This window comes from Aromatoleum petrolei (assembly GCF_017894385.1).
Taxonomy (GTDB): domain Bacteria; phylum Pseudomonadota; class Gammaproteobacteria; order Burkholderiales; family Rhodocyclaceae; genus Aromatoleum; species Aromatoleum petrolei.
Genome location: NZ_CP059560.1, coordinates 5,266,508 through 5,282,779, shown reverse-complemented (window position 1 = coordinate 5,282,779; position 16,272 = coordinate 5,266,508). Strand labels below are relative to the sequence as shown.

The window sequence follows — 16,272 nt, the reverse complement described above, 5'->3', positions numbered from 1 at the left end:
GAAGGAGGCGATAATGCGCGCCTTGTCCAATACTTACTCTCCAGATGTCCATCCAGTGGTTTCCCGGTCACATGACCTCGGCGCGCAAGAAGGCCGCCGAGACCATGGCCATGACCGACGTCGTGATCGAGGTGCTCGACGCCCGCATCCCCGAGGCGAGCAGCAACCCGATGATCCGCGAGTTGCGCCTGTTCCGGCAGCGTCCGTGCCTCAAGCTGCTCAACAAGGCCGACCTCGCGGATCCCGTCGCGACGCGCGCCTGGCTGGATTTCTTCAACGCGCAGGCAGGCGTGAAGGCGGTGGCCCTGTCGTGCAAGAAGCCCGGTGACGTCGCGCGCGTCCCTGGGCTGTGCCAGGCGCTTGCGCCGCACCGCACCGACGGCACGAAGCCGCTGCGCATCATGATCATGGGCATTCCCAACGTCGGCAAATCGACCTTGATGAATGCGCTGCTCAAGCGCCGCGTCGCGGCCGTGGGCGACGAGCCGGCGGTCACGAAATCGCAGCAGACCTTCGATCTCGGCTCGCACATGACAATCACCGATACGCCGGGCCTGATGTGGCCGAAGATCGACCACGACTCGGACGGCCTCATGCTCGCGGCGAGCCACGCGATCGGCCGCAATGCGGTGATCGACGAGGAGGTTGCGGCCTTTCTCGGCGACGTGCTGGTGGAACGCTATCCGGATCTCGTCGCGAAGCGCTACGGCATCGCGCCCGAGCGCATGGAGGCGCTCGACGGCGTCGGCGTGGTCGAGATCGTCGCAGCGCGGCGCGGCTGCCGCCTCAAGGGGGGCGCTCTCGACCTCGAAAAGGCCGCGCAGATCTTTCTCACCGATTACCGCAGCGGCGTCCTCGGGCGCGTCAGCCTCGAGACGCCCGAAACGCGCCGCGCGATGCTGGAGGCCGACCGCGGCCTCACTCCTCCAGCCGGAACCCCACCTTCAGCTTGACCTGGAAGTGCGCGACCTTGCCGTCGGCGATGTGGCCGCGGATCTCGGTCGCCTCGAACCAGTCGAGATGACGGATCGTCTTGCTTGCCGTCTCGATCGCGTTGCGGATCGCCGCATCGACGCTGTCCGGGGACGAACCGACGATTTCGACGAGCTTGTAGGTGTGGGCGGACATCGCGTTCTCCTCGAGGATTGAACGGGCAGCGCTCCCAGTATAGAGAAGCCTTCCGGCCTTGCCCGCTCGCCGATGTGTGACGATCCGTGCAGCGCGTGGCGTGCGTCACACCGCGGCAGTCGTATTCCGTCCGGTGCGTGCTCGTGTCGTATCAAGGGTGTTTATGTCGGAATCAGGATAGCTTGCGCTGCCGCTGTCCATACCATACCGTATCGAGACCAACGACAAGGACAACCGCGATGAGAGAGCAGATGCAGCGGATGAAGGTCCTCGGGGCGGGCATCCTGAGCCTGATTCTGGTGATGGGCGTCGCGCGCTTCGCCTACACGCCGCTCCTGCCGCTGATGCAGCAGCAGGCCGGTCTGGGTGTGGCCGACGCCGGCTGGCTGGCGGCGTGGAATTACGCGGGATACCTCAGTGGCGCGCTGATCGCGTCGATGATCAGCGATCTCGTGCTGAAGGACCGCCTGTACCGCATCGGGCTGGTCGTCGCGGTGCTTACCACAGTGATGATGGGCTTCACGACCAGCGTCTTCTGGTGGTCGGTGTCGCGCTTCCTTGCGGGCCTGAGCACCGCCTCCGGGATGCTGCTGGGCACGGGGCTGATCCTCAACTGGCTCATCCGCCACCAGCACCGCTCCGAACTGGGCATCCACTTCACCGGCATCGGCCTCGGCATCGCGGGCTGCGCGGCCGCGGTCGCGCTCATGACGCAGTGGCTGGACTGGCGCACGCAGTGGTTCGTGTTCAGCGCGCTGGGGGGGCTGCTGCTGATTCCCGCGTGGCGCTGGCTGCCGCGGCCCGACACCACGCCGCTCACGGTCGGCGGACAGAAGATGGAGGACCACCCGCCCGGGGCCGCTTTTCTGCGCGTCTTCATGGCGGCCTACTTCTGCGCCGGTATCGGCTACGTGGTCAGCGCGACCTTCATCGTTGCAATCATCGACAAGCTGCCCGGCCTGGGCGGCCGAGGGGCGCTCGTGTTCCTCGTGCTCGGGCTCTCGGCGGCGCCGGCCTGCATCGTGTGGGACTTCATCGCGCGCCGCGTCGGCTACCTGAACTCGGTGCTGCTGTCCTTCGTGCTGCAGATCGCCGGCATGCTGCTGCCGCTGGCGGGCGGGCTGATCCCGGCGTTTGCCGGCGCGATCCTGTTCGGCGGCAATTTCATCGGCGCGGTGAGCCTCGTCCTGACGATGGCCGGCCGCTACTACCCGACCCGTCCGGCGAAGATGATGGGCAAGATGACCATCGCCTACGGGGTCGCGCAGATTGCCGGGCCGGCGGTCACCGGCACGATTGCCGCGCATGGTGGCAGCTACGCCGACGGGCTCTACATGGCCGCGGGCGTGATGGCGGTCGGGACGGTGCTCGTCCTGGTGCTCAGGGTGATGGCCGCGCGCGGGCGCGAAAACACGGTGACGGCGGGCAATCCCGTTTAAAATCGCGGCCTTCGACGTGCGCGGCACGTCCCCGCGAACTTGTAACGGAATCACCATGCTGCGAATCAACGAACTCAGGCTGCCCCTCGACCACCCCGAGGACGCACTGAGGGACGCCATCGTCGCCCGTCTTGGCATCACGTCCGCCGACCTGGGCGCGTTCACCGTGTTCAAGCGCAGCTACGATGCACGCAAGCCGAGCTCGATCACGCTGAGCTACACGATCGACCTGGTGCTCGCGGACGAGGCGGCAGTGCTGGCCAGATTCGCGGGCGACCGGCACATCGGGCCCACGCCCGACACGAATTACCGCTTTGTCGGCAAGGCTCCCGAGCAGCTCGCCCATCGGCCGGTCGTCGTCGGCTTCGGCCCTTGCGGCATCTTCGCGGCCCTGATCCTGGCGCAGATGGGCTTCCGCCCCCTCGTGCTGGAGCGCGGCAAGGCCGTGCGCGAGCGCACCAAGGATACCTGGGGGCTGTGGCGCAAGAGCGTGCTGAATCCGGAGTCGAACGTGCAGTTCGGCGAGGGCGGGGCGGGCACCTTTTCCGACGGCAAGCTTTACAGCCAGATCAAGGACCCGAAGCACTACGGCAGGAAGGTGCTCACCGAGTTCGTGAAGGCGGGCGCTCCCGAAGAGATCCTGTATGTGAGCAAGCCGCACATCGGCACCTTCCGCCTCGTCGGCATGGTGGAGACCATGCGCGCCGAGATCATCGCGCTGGGCGGCGAAATCCGCTTTCAGCAGCGCGTGGCCGACGTGCGCATCGAGGACGGGCACTTGCGCGGCGTCGTGCTCGCGAACGGAGAAGAGATCCGCTCGGACCACGTCATCCTCGCGCTGGGTCACAGCGCGCGCGACACTTTCGAGATGCTGCACGAGCGCGGCGTGTTTATGGAGGCCAAGCCGTTCTCGGTGGGGTTCCGCGTCGAGCATCCGCAATCGCTCATCGACAAGGCGCGCTTCGGCCCCAATGCAGGGCATCCCGTGCTGGGCGCCGCGGACTACAAGCTGGTCCATCATGCGAAGAACGGCCGCTCGGTCTACAGCTTCTGCATGTGCCCGGGCGGGACGGTGGTCGCGGCGACCTCCGAGCCGAACCGCGTGGTCACGAACGGCATGAGCCAGTATTCGCGCAACGAGCGCAATGCCAACGCCGGCATCGTCGTCGGCATCACGCCCGGCGATTACCCGGGTGGGCCGCTTGCCGGCATCGCGTTCCAGCGCCACTGGGAATCGCGCGCCTACGAGCTGGGCGGCGGCGACTACATCGCGCCGGGCCAGCTCGTCGGCGACTTCATCAAGGGTCAGCCGTCCAGCGTGCTCGGCTCGGTTGAGCCCTCGTACAAGCCGGGCGTGAAGCTCGGCGACCTGTCGACGAGTCTGCCGGACTACGCGATCGCCGCGGTGCGCGAGGCGCTGCCCGCCTTCGAGCGCCAGATCAAGGGCTTCTCCATGCGCGATGCGGTGCTAACGGGGGTCGAGACACGCACCTCGTCGCCGCTGCGTATTACGCGTGACGTGGATTGCCAGAGCCTGAACGTGAAGGGACTTTATCCCGCGGGCGAGGGAGCAGGCTACGCTGGGGGCATTCTTTCGGCCGGCGTCGATGGCATTCGCGTTGCCGAAGCGGTCGCCAAGTCCGTCTTGGGCGACGTGACCGTCGTGGAGGAGGAGGCATGACGGAAGACCGCCTGGATCGCATCGAGAGCAAGCTCGCACTCGCCGAGGACGCGATCGACGAGCTCAACATGACGGTGTTCCGCCAGCAGCAGCTCATCGACCGCTTGCAGAAGCAGATCGTCGAACTGCACCGCCAGATCGCATCCGCTCCGCCCGGCGAGCGGCGTGACCTGCGCGAGGAAATTCCGCCGCACTACTGAGCCGTTTTTGGGGCACTGGACTAGATTGGAGTGTGCGGATCGCATCGAGGTTGTCCGCATGCATATCGAGGAGAATGCCATGAACGATCCCGTTCCGAACATCGCGCAGAAGGGGCCTTACGCCGTTGAGCTCGAGGCCGGCAAGGACTATTTCTGGTGTGCGTGCGGCAACAGCAAACATCAGCCTTTCTGCGACGGCTCGCACAAGGGCGGGCCGTTCGTGCCGGTAAAGTTCCAGGCTGCTGCGACCGGCACAGCCTATCTCTGCGGATGCAAGCGTACGGGCAACAAGCCGTACTGTGACGGGACCCACAGCAAATTGTAGCGATCGCTGATAGCGTTCGATGTGTGAGGAATTTCACCCACTGATGTTGAATGGGTGATAGCATTGCGCGAATACTGAATTACAGCAGCATTTTCGTCCCTGTGCTCTCCGGTTCGCGAGGCGCACCCTGATGGCCGATTCCGATCCCCGGCTGCGGGCCGAGCTCGATCACCCTGGTCCTGCTTCGCTAGCGGCAAAGCCTGCGGCTGGCGTGCAAATGGCCGTTTCAATCGGGCCTGCCGCTTTCTTTTCGCGCATCGCAGCGCTCGCCGCGATGTACATCCTTGCGGGTCTGCTGGCCGGCGTCCTGACGTCCTCTGCCGGCTATGCATCTCCGGTTTGGCCAGCGGCGGGCGTCGCACTGGGCTGTCTGATCGGCTGGGGGCGGCGTTGCTGGCCCGGTGTCTGGCTGGGCGCGTTCATCGTCGTCTTCCTGCTCGACCGAACGCCCGTTGGCGCGGTGGTGGCAGCGCTGATCGCCACGGGGGCGACGGCACAGGCATTGTTCGCGTGCCGGCTGGCCAGACGTTTCCTGCGTATGTCGATCGATGTTGCGCGCGCTCGCGATCTGGTGCGATTTCTCCTGCTTGTGGGGCCGGCTGCATGCCTGGTGGCGTCTAGCATCGCTGTGGCCACTCTGCTGACCTTTGGACGGATATCGGTGGCGGAGGCGGCAGGCGTCTGGCTGGCATGGTGGGCCGGCGACACGCTCGGCGTGCTGTTGTTCACGCCACTTGTGCTCCTCGTCTGGCCGGGCGCTGGGTCCGAGTGGGCGCGCATGGGGGGCAAGGCGAGAATTTCCATTCTGCTGCTCGTCGTGGTGGTGCTGCTCTCGGCGGGCAGTTTTGGCGTCGACCGGCTGGCCAGCTACCGAAAGAACATCGAGATCTCCGGAGCGATGGACCAGGTGTTCGAGAACGGCTTGCTTCCGGTACCCGGCGTCATCGCGCCGCTCGAGGGTGTCGAGCGCTTTATCAACGCCAGCGAGCAATTCACCCGGGAGGAGTTCGCGATCTTCACGCGCTGGATCACCCGGCATCCGGCGCTGATGTCGATCGATTGGGCGCCGCGAGTGTTGAGCGGGGAGCGCGAAGGATTCGAGCGTGAGGTTCGAGCCGAAGGTGTCCGGGATTTCCATGTGTTTGAGCTCGGTGTCAATGGTGGTCGTAAGAGGCCCGCCCTTCGAGCCGAGTATTTCCCGATTCTGTTTAGCGAGCCGCAGGAGGCTGGGCGCGACATTCTCGGGCTCGACCATGCATCCGATACGCATCGGCGCGTGGAGATGCGGCACGCACGGGAGAGCGGCGCGCCACACCTTGTCCGAACCACGCCGCTGCTTCGCACCGAGCGGCAATCGCTGCTCGTGTTCCAGCCTGTGCATGGGATTGTGCGTGGATCATGGGTCAGCCCCGGGCGGGTTGGAACTCGTGACCTGCTCGGCTATGTGGTCGGCGTGTTCGACGTCGAGCAGCTGTTTGAGCCCTTGGCAGCAGTGGCACGCGCACGGAACATCGGTTTCCGCATTTCCGATGTGACGACTGGCGATCCCGTGCAGACCTTGCTCGATGAAATGCCTGCGGATGCAACACCGCTGGCGCGCAGGGAAATCGGACTCGGCGGGCGGACGCTGAGACTGGAAATGGCGCCAGAAGATGCTACGAGCTATTCCGGTTACCGGATAGAGGAGCAGATCTATCAGATATTTTCCGTGTTGGCGGCATTGCTCGTGGCCTATGTCGGCTTGAGCAATGCCGGCCATACCGCGGCCATCGAGGCCGAGGTAACGCAACGGACTGCCGATCTCCGGCGCGCGCTGGATGCACGGCTTGCCGCTGAGGATGAACGTGACCGCATTTTCGACTTGTCGCTCGACCTGCTCGGCCTCGCAGGCGTGGACGGTTATTTCAGGCGAGTGAACCCGGCATTCGGTCGGACCCTCGGATGGAGCGACGAGGAGTTCTTGTCGCGCCCCTTCCTCGATTTCGTGCATCCGGACGATGTCGAGGCAACGCTCGCCGAAGTGGATCGCATTGCCCACGGGCAAACGACGGTGGGCTTCGAGAATCGTTATCGCTGCAAGGACGGTACATGGCGCTGGCTGGAGTGGAAGGCCTTGCCGCTGCCGGACGGACTGATGCTCGTGACGGCGCACGACTGCACGACGCGGCACGAGCGCGCCCAGCATCTGCGCGATCTGAACGCAGAATTGAGCCGTCGCGTCGGTGAGCGCGAGGCGGCGTTGAATGCCCTCAACGCAAAGAAGGAAGAAATTCGAGCGGTCGTGGACAACCTGCTCGAGTGCGTCGTTACGATCAATTCGCGTGGGATCGTGCAGGCAGCCAATCCGGCGGTCGAGACCGTGTTCGGCTATCGCAGCGAGGAGGTCATCGGCCGGAACGTGTCGATGCTGATGCCGTCACCGCACCGCGAGCATCACGACGATTACCTCTCGCGCTACCTGGCGAGCGGTCAGAGGTACATCATCGGCACGACGCGGGTGGTCGAGGGGCTGCACAAGCTGGGCCACCCCATCGTGCTGGAACTCAGCGTGGCCGAGTACCGCGTGCATGACGAACCGTTCTTCATCGGCACACTTCGGGACATCGGCGAGCGCAAGGCCTTGATCGAGGCACTGACGCAGGCGCGTGAGGACGCCGAGCAGGCAAACGTGGCGAAATCGGCCTTCCTGGCCGCGATGAGCCATGAGATTCGAACTCCCATGAACGGGGTGCTCGGATTGGTCGAGGTGCTGGCGCGCACTCACTTGTCCGAACATCAGGCGGATCTGGTGGCGACCGTTCGCGAGTCGTCGAACACGCTGCTGCGCATCATCGACGATATCCTCGATTTCTCGAAGATCGAGGCAGGACGGATGGAACTCGATATCGGGCCGGTGTCGATCGAAGAGCTGGTCGAGGGCCTCGCGGGTTCGCTGCTTCCCGTGGCGGCGCGTCGCAATGTCGACCTGTCTGTGTTCGTCGCCCCGGACATACCCGGTCGTCTTCAGGGTGACGAAATCCGTCTGCGGCAGATCCTGTACAACCTCGTGGGAAATGCGATCAAGTTTTCTGCGGGCCGTCCGCAAATCCGCGGCCGCGTCTCCGTCCGCGTGGTCGCTGCAGGCACTGCGCCCACGAGACTCGCCTTTACGATTGCGGACAACGGAATCGGTATCGATCCGGCACAGATCAAGGAGTTGTTCCATCCTTTCACACAGGCTGAGACATCGACCACCCGCCGTTATGGCGGCACTGGGCTGGGATTGGCGATTTGCCGTCGCTTGGTGGACATGATGGGAGGCCAGATCGAGGTTTCCAGCGAACCGGGTGAGGGTGCGACGTTTACCGTGACGATTCCGTTCGTGGTTTCCGCCGAACAGCCTGCGCGGGCGTTGACCGAGCTCGGCGGCGTGAGTTGCGTTCTGGCGGAGGGGGCCGAATTCGATATCGACGACTTGTGCGCGTACCTGGAGTACGCCGGCGCGCGGGTGTTCCGGACCGACAACGAGGACGCGACAGGGGCGTTACTCGCCGACCTGGAGCCGCCGGTGGTCCTGATCGGGTTCGGCAACGAAAGGGCGCCGGCGGGCCGTCCGGAAGGTGTGGCTGCGCACGCTGTCGCTCGCGTCAGGATCACTCATGGCAGGCGCCGTCGGCCGCGTATTGCTGCGCCTGACACTGTAGTGGTCGACGGCAATGTGCTGCGTCGCCAGTCCTTGCTGCGGGCAGTGGCGGTCGCGGCGGGGCGGGCATCGCCTGAAATCTTCCAAGCCGGATTCACGGAAGGCGCAATTCAGCGTGGCAAAACGGCACCGAGTGTGGAAGACGCGCGGAAGCAGGGGCGGCTGATCCTCGTCGCGGACGATGATGAGATCAACAGGAAGGTGATCCTCGAACAACTGCGGCTGCTCGGTTACGCGGCGGAGGTTGCCAGCGACGGGGCCGAGGCGCTGCGGATGTGGCAAGTGGGGAATTACGCATTGATACTGACCGACCTCCACATGCCGAACATGGACGGATACAGCCTGACGAAAGCGGTTCGCGAGGCGGAGGGGCCCACGGCACGCACACTCATCGTCGCGCTCACGGCAAACGTGTTGCAGGGGGAAGCGCGCCGGGCACTGGATGCAGGGATGGACGCGTACCTTACCAAACCGGTCAGGCTAGATGCGCTCGATGCGAAACTCGCGACCTGGCTGCCCTTGCAGGAAATGCCGGTGCCGGGGACGGTGCCTCCGCAGGGGTGCGCGACCGTGGTGGCTGCCTCTGCGGCCGAACTGCCGATCCTGAACGTGTCGGTCCTCACCGGGCTGGTGGGTGATGATCCCGCGGTGGTTCACGAATTCCTGTGTGACTATCGCGCTTCGGTCGCGCTCCTGACCGCGGATGTGCGGCGGACGTTCGTCGCCGGTGACATGGGTGCAGTGGCCGGTAGTGCGCACAAGTTGAAGTCTTCCTCGCGCACGGTGGGTGCTCTCGAGCTCGGAGAGTTGTGCAACCGCATCGAGGCGGCCGTGCAGGCGGCGGACCAGGGGGAACTGGAGCAGGCAATGAGCCGCTTTGACGAGGTGGTTGGCGCGGTCCAAGCCGCACTCGACAGACAGTTGAATGAAGCGACCCGGATCGGGGGCTCGGGATGAACATACTCGTGATCGATGACGAGCCCTTCGTGCGCAAGCTCCTCATCCATCAGCTCGGTCGCATGGGTTTCGAGCGCGTGCAAGCTTGCGCGAGTGCTCAGGAGGCCTTGTCGGTGCTTGAAGGGGGTGGAGCCAAACCCGAGCTGATTTTCTGCGACTTGCAGATGCCGGAGATGGACGGAGTCGAGTTCGTGCGCCATCTGGTGCGTGTGGGCTATGAGGGTGGGCTGGTGCTGGTCAGCGGCGAAGACGAGCGGGTCGTGCAAACCGCTGCGAAACTTGCCCGGGCGCACAATCTCAAGGTGTTGGGCGCGCTGACCAAGCCGGTGTCGATCGAGACACTGAAGCAGATTCTTGCCGGTGACGTGGCCCAGGGCCCTGCACAAGGGCACAAGGAGCGCAAGACGTACTCTGCAGAGCGCTTGCGGTGCGCGATTGCCGATGGCGAACTGGTCAATTACTACCAGCCCAAGGTCGAGTTTGCATCGGGCGCCGTCGCCGGATTCGAGACCCTGGTGCGTTGGCGGCACCCGCAGGACGGATTGATTCTCCCCGACCAGTTCATTCCCCTCGCCGAAGAGAGCGGACTGATCAACGAACTCACGCGTTCCGTGCTGCGCACGGCCTTGCGTCATGCGCGCGCGTGGGGCGATGACGGCTACGCGCTTCAGGTGGCGGTCAACGTGTCGATGGATAACCTGGTGTCGCTGGACTTCCCGGATTTCGTCGAGCGCGCGCTGGGCGAGGCCGGGATCGCGGCAAGCGGCCTATTGCTGGAGGTTACGGAAAGCCGCCTGATGAAGGATCCGCTGACGCCGCTGGAGGTGCTGGCGCGCCTGCGGCTCAAACGCGTCGGATTGTCGATTGATGATTTTGGCACCGGACACTCGTCGCTTGCGCAATTGCGCGACATCCCGTTCAGCGAACTGAAAATCGACCGCGGCTTTGTTCATGGTGCATGGCGCGACGCCTCGCTGCGCGCGATCCTGGAGGCGAGCCTCGGGATGGCACGCCAGCTCGGCATGAAAACGGTTGCGGAAGGGGTGGAAGACAGGGAGGACTGGGACTTCCTTCGCAACAGCGGCTGCGAGCTGGCGCAAGGCTGGTTCATCGCCAAGGCATTGCCGCACGATCAAATCGCGGACTGGATCGCCGACTGGGAGGTGCGGCGCCCGACGGTTGTGGAATTCAGGTCCTGAACGGAGTTCCAGTCGCAAGCATTGCCCGGCCGCTCATCCGCGTCGTCAATGACACAGGTTGCCACACAGGCGGTTTTGGCTAGGCGTTGATCACACACTCCGCAAAGCCGGCGCGCAATTCGTCTTCCTGCAGCCGGCGGCCGATCACGACGATGCGCGAGCGGCGGATGTCGTCGTTCCATGCAGCACCGTAGTCGAAACCGGCGAGACGGTGCACGCCTTGGAACACCAGTCGGCTCTCCTGGTCGGGAATCGCTAGCACGCCCTTGTAGCGGAGCAGATCGTCGCCGTGGCGGTCGAGGAGCCCTTGCACGAAGGTGCCGATGCGCTCGAGGTCGACGTCGCCCAAATGTTCGAGCAGCAGCGAGCCGATCTCGTCGTTGTGTGCAGCCCCGCCGAATATCGTTCCCGGCTTTGCGGCAGGGCGAAAACGCGGCGTCGCGGCGGTTTCGTCGGCGAGCAGACTTTCGTTCAGGTTGAAGCCGCGAATGTCGAGCAGGAAGCCGAAATCGAGCTCGCCGGCGACCAGCGGGCGGATCGGCGCCCGTGGATTGATGCGCGTGAGCCGATTGAGCAGTGCTCCGAGCGCATCGGCCGCGATGCCCTCGCTCTTGGAGACGAGCAGTCGGTCGGCAAAACCGATCTGCTTCAACAGTACGGGATGCTCATCGAGCTGGCGCGGGGCATGCACGGCATCCACCACCGTGAGCACCGCATCGAGCAGGTAGGCTTCGGCGAGTTCGGGCTCCGCGAAGAATGTCTGGATCACCGGCCCGGGATCGGCGAGGCCGGTGGTTTCGATGACGATGCGGTCGAAGGCGAGCTCGCCCGCATCGCGTCGCGACTTCAGATCGAGGAGGTTTTTCGCCAGGTCGCCGCGCACGGTGCAGCACAGGCAGCCGTTGGTCATCTCGACGACCTCGGCGCTCTGTTGGACCAGCAGTTCGCTGTCGATATTGACCGGCCCGAACTCATTCTCGATCACCGCGATGCGGTGGCCGTGGGCCGTCGTCAGGATGCGGTTCAGCAGCGTCGTCTTGCCGGCACCGAGGAAGCCGGTGAGCACGGTGACGGGGATCGGGAGTCGAGGGCTGGGGTTGGGGGCGCTCATGTCCGGCACCTTTTAGTAGTGTCTCAGCAGCAGCGGCCAGCGCCGCCGCCGTAACGTGCTTCCTGACGTTCGCGGAAGAATTCCTCGTAGCTCATCACCGGCCGGTCCGGGTGCGTCGCCTTCATGTGCGCGACGTAGGTGTCGTAGTCGGGCAGGCCTACCATCAGACGTGCGGCCTGGCCGAGATACTTGCCGAGTTTGGAGAGATCGTTGAACACGGGCTTAGGCTGCGGCGCCCTGCGAACTCGTGACCGGCGCACCGACTTCCTGCGTGGTCGGGTGCGCCGCGCGATAGGCGTGGAGGCAGGTGCGTGCGCCGAACACCAGGATGCTGAGGACGACGAGCATGAAGAACGCGGTCAGGCCGGCATCGATTTGGTTGTTGAGAATGATCTGGTGCATCTGGTCCAGCGTCTTGGCCGGTGCGAGCAGTTCGCCGCGGGCGAGGGCGTCCTGATAGCGGGACGATTGGGCGAGGAAGCCGATCTTGGGGTTGGCGTCGAACACCTTCTGCCATCCGGCCGTGAGCGTGCAGGCGAGCAACCACACCATCGGCAGGACCGTTACCCACGCGAAGCGCTCGCGCTTCATCTTGAACAGCACGACCGTGCAGAGGACCAGCGCGACGGCGGCCAGCATCTGGTTGGCAATGCCGAACAGCGGCCACAGGGTATTGATGCCGCCCAGCGGATCGACCACGCCTTGGTAGAGGAAGTAGCCCCATGCGGTGACGCACAGTGCGGTCGCGATCGCATTGCCGGCCCAGGAGTCGGTGCGTTTCATCGCGGGTACGAAGGTGCCGAGCAGATCCTGCAGCATGAAGCGACCCGCACGCGTGCCCGCATCGACCGCGGTGAGGATGAAGAGCGCCTCGAACAGGATCGCGAAGTGGTACCAGAAGCCCATCATTGCGGTTCCGCCGAACATCTTCGAGAAGATCTGTGCCATGCCCACCGCCAAGGTCGGCGCGCCGCCGGCTCGCGCGATGATCGAATTTTCGCCGACCGCCGCGGCGGTGTCGGTGAGTGTTTCCGGCGTCACCACAAAGCCCCAGTTCGAGATCACCTGTGCTGCACTCTCGGCCGTGGGCCCGAGCACCGCGAGCGGGCTGTTCATCGCGAAATACACGCCCGGGTCGATGATCGACGCGGCGACGAGCGCCATGATCGCGACGAACGATTCCATCAGCATGCCGCCATAGCCGATCAGCGGCATGTGCGACTCGTTCTCGATCATCTTCGGGGTGGTGCCGGACGAGATCAGCGCATGGAAGCCGGATACCGCGCCGCAGGCGATGGTGATGAAGAGGAAGGGGAACAGGCTGCCCGACCAGGCGGGGCCGGTGCCGTCGATGAAGCGCGTGACCGCCGGCATCTCGAGGTCGGGCGCGACGAACAGGATGCCGACCGCGAGCGCGAGGATCGCGCCGATCTTGAGGAAGGTCGACAGGTAGTCACGCGGTGCGAGCAGCAGCCACACGGGGAGCACGGAGGCAACGAAGCCGTAGCCGATCAGCATCCAGGTGAGTTGCGTACCCGAGAAGGTGAATAGCGCCGCCAGCGTGGGATCGGCAGCGACCTTGCCGCCGCCCACGATCGCCCAGATCAGCAGCACGAAGCCGATCACCGAGATCTCGCCGATGCGGCCGGGGCGGATGTAGCGCGCGTAGATGCCCATGAAGATCGCGATCGGGATGGTCGCGGCCACCGTGAAGGTGCCCCACGGGCTTTCGGCCAGGGCCTTCACGACGATCAGCGCGAGCACTGCGAGGATGATCACCATGATCATGAAGGTGCCGAACAGTGCGATCACGCCAGGAATCGGGCCGAGTTCGGATTTCACCAGATCGCCGAGCGAGCGACCGTCGCGGCGCGTGGATACGAACAGCACCATGAAGTCCTGCACCGCCCCGGCGAGCACGACGCCCGCGAGGATCCACAACATGCCTGGCAGGTAGCCCATCTGCGCCGCAAGCACGGGGCCGACGAGCGGGCCGGCGCCGGCAATGGCGGCAAAGTGATGGCCGAACAGCACGTACTTGTTGGTCGGCACGTAGTCGAGGCCGTCGTTGTGGCGCGTCGCGGGCGTCATGCGATCGGGATCCAGCGACATCACCCGCTTCGCGATGAACAGGCTGTAATAGCGATACGCGATGAGGTAAACGGACACCGCGGCGACCACGATCCACAAGGCGTTGATCGTTTCACCGCGATTGAGTGCGATATATGCGAGCGCGAAAGCGCCGAAAATGCCGACAAGCGCCCACAGCGCGTGTCTCGACAGCGTGGCCATCTATACTCCTCCTCTCTCCGGATAGGCCGTTGAATCAGGCTCTGGTCTTACCGGATCTGGTTCCGGGGCCCGGCAAACCTGTGCCGGGGATCACTAGGTAATGTCGCGGAACGGCGCCTGCGGAACCATTCGCACTACTACTTTCCGCGTCTGCGTAGTACTACGCAGACATGTCGGGGGACTGCTGCGTAGCACTACAATCGCGGGCGGGAAACGGGTGAAAAGCAGGGGAGAATGGGCTTGCGGCTCAAGCACAAAGTGATCGTCCTGGCCGTGCTTCCGCTCATCGCGGCAGTGGCGGCGATCGCGATCCTCGTTGCGATGCAGGCGCGCGACCTCGAGCGGCAACAGGAAAGCGTGCTGAACGAGGCGATGCTCGCGGCAAAGCGCGCGGAGTTGCAGCATTACGTCCAACTCGCGCAGACCTCGATCGACCACCTGTATTCGTCGGGTCGGGACGACGAGGCAACCAAGGCCGAGGCGAAGCGCATCCTCAGCGAGATGAACTACGGCGACGACGGCTACTTCTTCGCCTATGACATCACCGGTCTCAACGTCGTGCATCCGCGCCAGTCAGAACTGGTCGGCCGCAACCTTTGGGACAAGCAGGATTCCGAGGGGCTCCCCGTCATCCAGCGCCTGATCGCCGCAACCGTCTCCGGCGACGGGTTTCTCCAGTACAAGTGGAACAAGCCATCGACGGGCATGGAAACCGCCAAGCTGGGCTATGTCGTCAAGCTCGACCGCTGGGGCTGGGTGCTCGGGACCGGCATCTACCTCGATGACGTCGAGAGCATCCGCAGCAAGTTGCGCGAGCGGATGTCGTCGCGCATCGCGACGACTGTCGTCGGCTTCACCGTCGTGGGTATCGTCGCGGCGCTCATCGTGTTTGCAGGCGGCATGGCGCTCAACATCAGTGAACACCAGCTCGCCGACCGCCGGCTGAAGGCGCTCGCGCAGCGCATCGTGACCTCGCACGAGGAGGAGCGCACGCGCGTCGCACGCGACCTGCACGACGGCCTCAGCCAACTGCTGGTATCGGTCAAGTTCCACCTCGAACTCGCCAGGGAGCGCGCGCTGGCAGGGCGTGACGACGTCGCGGAGCACATCACCAAGGGCCTGGACGGGCTGGGGGTGGCGATCGGCGAGATCCGCAGCATCTCGCACAATCTCCGCCCCTCGCTGCTCGACAACCTCGGTCTGTCCGCTGCCCTGCGACAGCTGCTCGACGAGTTTCACCTGCGCACCGGCATCGTCGTCGAGGCCGACATCGGCAAGGTCGATCTGCTCGCCGACGAGGCGGGGGCGACCACCCTGTATCGCATTGCGCAGGAGGCATTGACGAACATCGAGCGTCACGCCGACGCCCATCACGTCCGTCTCGCGCTTGCGTCGGGTGGCGGGGCCGTCCGGCTCGTGATCGCCGACGACGGGCGCGGCTTCGACACGTCCCGGATAGACCACCCGCGTAGCGGTGGCATCGGCCTGCGCAATATGCGTGAGCGCATCGAGCATCATGGCGGGCAGCTTGCGGTCAGTTCCGTGCCCGGCCATACCGAGCTCAGTGCGCTGCTGCCTTGCCCGAATGCGAAGAAAGGAAGCATGTCATGAGCGATACGACCGATTCCGTCGCGCGGATTCGTCTGCTGTTGGTCGATGATCATCAGTTGGTCCGCGATGGCCTGCGCGCACGGCTGGGCGACATCGCAGAGATCGACATCGTCGGTGAAGCGGCCAACGGCGCGCAGGCACTGGCCGCCGTGGAAACCCTGCGCCCGGACCTCGCATTGGTCGATGTCGGCCTGCCCGACATCAACGGCATCGAACTGACCACGGCGCTCGCGCAGCGGTGTCCGGAGCTGCGCGTGCTGATCCTGAGCATGTACGACAGCCAGGGCTACGTGATATCGGCGATGCGTGCCGGCGCACGCGGATACGTGCTCAAGGACGCGCCATCGGCCGAGATCATTGCGGCAATCCGTGCGGTCGCCGCCGGCGGCGCCTACTTCAGCAGTGCGCTGACGGCCGCGCTCGCGACACAGTCGGATGACACGGCAGTTCTGACGGAGCGCGAAAGGGAAGTGCTTATCCTCGTCGCCCAGGGCGACAGCAACAAGCGCATTGCGCAGAAGCTGGACGTCAGCGTGCGTACCGTCGAGACGCACCGCCTCAACTTGCGCCGCAAACTCGGAATCGAGACGGCTGCAGGTCTCGCCAGCTACGCGCTGAAACGCGGCTGGATCAGGGGCTAGCGGCGG

The 16,272-nt window shown here is 64.8% G+C and carries 13 protein-coding genes; 9 read left to right on the top strand and 4 right to left on the bottom strand.

The window, feature by feature from the left end; translation table 11 throughout:
- Window positions 1-44 precede the first annotated feature (44 nt).
- The gene (gene ylqF, locus ToN1_RS24080) at window positions 45-953 is read left to right on the top strand and encodes a ribosome biogenesis GTPase YlqF (protein ID WP_169206967.1); all 909 of its coding nucleotides are present in this window, start codon (window positions 45-47) and stop codon (window positions 951-953) included.
- Here the strand turns inward: ylqF and ToN1_RS24075 are convergent.
- Window positions 919-1,128, bottom strand: a complete 210-nt coding sequence (locus tag ToN1_RS24075) for a dodecin (protein WP_169206966.1) — start codon at window positions 1,126-1,128, stop codon at window positions 919-921. The genes ylqF and ToN1_RS24075 overlap by 35 nt on opposite strands.
- Before the next feature lie 239 nt (window positions 1,129-1,367).
- Between ToN1_RS24075 and ToN1_RS24070 the strand changes: the two genes are divergently transcribed.
- The 6 genes from ToN1_RS24070 to ToN1_RS24045 all read left to right on the top strand — a co-directional run bounded on the left by ToN1_RS24070 (window position 1,368) and on the right by ToN1_RS24045 (window position 10,611).
- Window positions 1,368-2,567: a YbfB/YjiJ family MFS transporter gene (locus ToN1_RS24070; RefSeq protein WP_169206965.1), complete on the top strand. Its 1,200-nt coding sequence runs from the start codon at window positions 1,368-1,370 to the stop codon at window positions 2,565-2,567.
- A 55-nt stretch (window positions 2,568-2,622) separates the two neighbouring features.
- The gene (locus ToN1_RS24065; protein WP_169206964.1) at window positions 2,623-4,248 is read left to right on the top strand and encodes an NAD(P)/FAD-dependent oxidoreductase; all 1,626 of its coding nucleotides are present in this window, start codon (window positions 2,623-2,625) and stop codon (window positions 4,246-4,248) included.
- The gene (locus ToN1_RS24060) at window positions 4,245-4,448 is read left to right on the top strand and encodes a SlyX family protein (RefSeq protein WP_169206963.1); all 204 of its coding nucleotides are present in this window, start codon (window positions 4,245-4,247) and stop codon (window positions 4,446-4,448) included. Before ToN1_RS24065 ends, ToN1_RS24060 begins: the two co-directional genes overlap by 4 nt.
- A gap of 79 nt (window positions 4,449-4,527) precedes the next feature.
- Window positions 4,528-4,773 carry a CDGSH iron-sulfur domain-containing protein gene (locus ToN1_RS24055; RefSeq protein ID WP_169206962.1) on the top strand — a complete coding sequence of 82 codons (246 nt, stop codon included), beginning with the start codon at window positions 4,528-4,530 and terminating at the stop codon, window positions 4,771-4,773.
- A gap of 130 nt (window positions 4,774-4,903) precedes the next feature.
- Window positions 4,904-9,412, top strand: a complete 4,509-nt coding sequence (locus ToN1_RS24050) for a PAS domain S-box protein (protein WP_244860882.1) — start codon at window positions 4,904-4,906, stop codon at window positions 9,410-9,412.
- Between the two features lie 8 nt (window positions 9,413-9,420).
- On the top strand, window positions 9,421-10,611 hold the full coding sequence (locus ToN1_RS24045; protein WP_244860880.1) for an EAL domain-containing response regulator: 1,191 nt from the start codon (window positions 9,421-9,423) through the stop codon (window positions 10,609-10,611).
- 79 nt (window positions 10,612-10,690) lie between these two features.
- Here ToN1_RS24045 and ToN1_RS24040 read toward each other — a convergent pair whose 3' ends face one another.
- The 3 genes from ToN1_RS24040 to ToN1_RS24030 are packed head-to-tail and all read right to left on the bottom strand — an operon-like array spanning window position 10,691 to window position 14,014.
- Complete coding sequence (locus ToN1_RS24040; RefSeq protein ID WP_169206960.1) at window positions 10,691-11,722, bottom strand: CobW family GTP-binding protein; 1,032 nt, start codon at window positions 11,720-11,722, stop codon at window positions 10,691-10,693.
- 23 nt (window positions 11,723-11,745) lie between these two features.
- Window positions 11,746-11,940, bottom strand: coding sequence for a YbdD/YjiX family protein (locus ToN1_RS24035; protein ID WP_169206959.1), 195 nt, complete (start codon window positions 11,938-11,940; stop codon window positions 11,746-11,748).
- 4 nt (window positions 11,941-11,944) lie between these two features.
- The gene (locus ToN1_RS24030) at window positions 11,945-14,014 is read right to left on the bottom strand and encodes a carbon starvation CstA family protein (protein WP_169206958.1); all 2,070 of its coding nucleotides are present in this window, start codon (window positions 14,012-14,014) and stop codon (window positions 11,945-11,947) included.
- A gap of 240 nt (window positions 14,015-14,254) precedes the next feature.
- Here ToN1_RS24030 and ToN1_RS24025 point away from each other — a divergent pair, with 240 nt between their 5' ends.
- Window positions 14,255-15,625: a cache domain-containing protein gene (locus ToN1_RS24025; protein WP_169207006.1), complete on the top strand. Its 1,371-nt coding sequence runs from the start codon at window positions 14,255-14,257 to the stop codon at window positions 15,623-15,625.
- Window positions 15,622-16,266, top strand: a complete 645-nt coding sequence (locus tag ToN1_RS24020) for a response regulator (RefSeq protein ID WP_169206957.1) — start codon at window positions 15,622-15,624, stop codon at window positions 16,264-16,266. Before ToN1_RS24025 ends, ToN1_RS24020 begins: the two co-directional genes overlap by 4 nt.
- Window positions 16,267-16,272 lie beyond the last annotated feature (6 nt).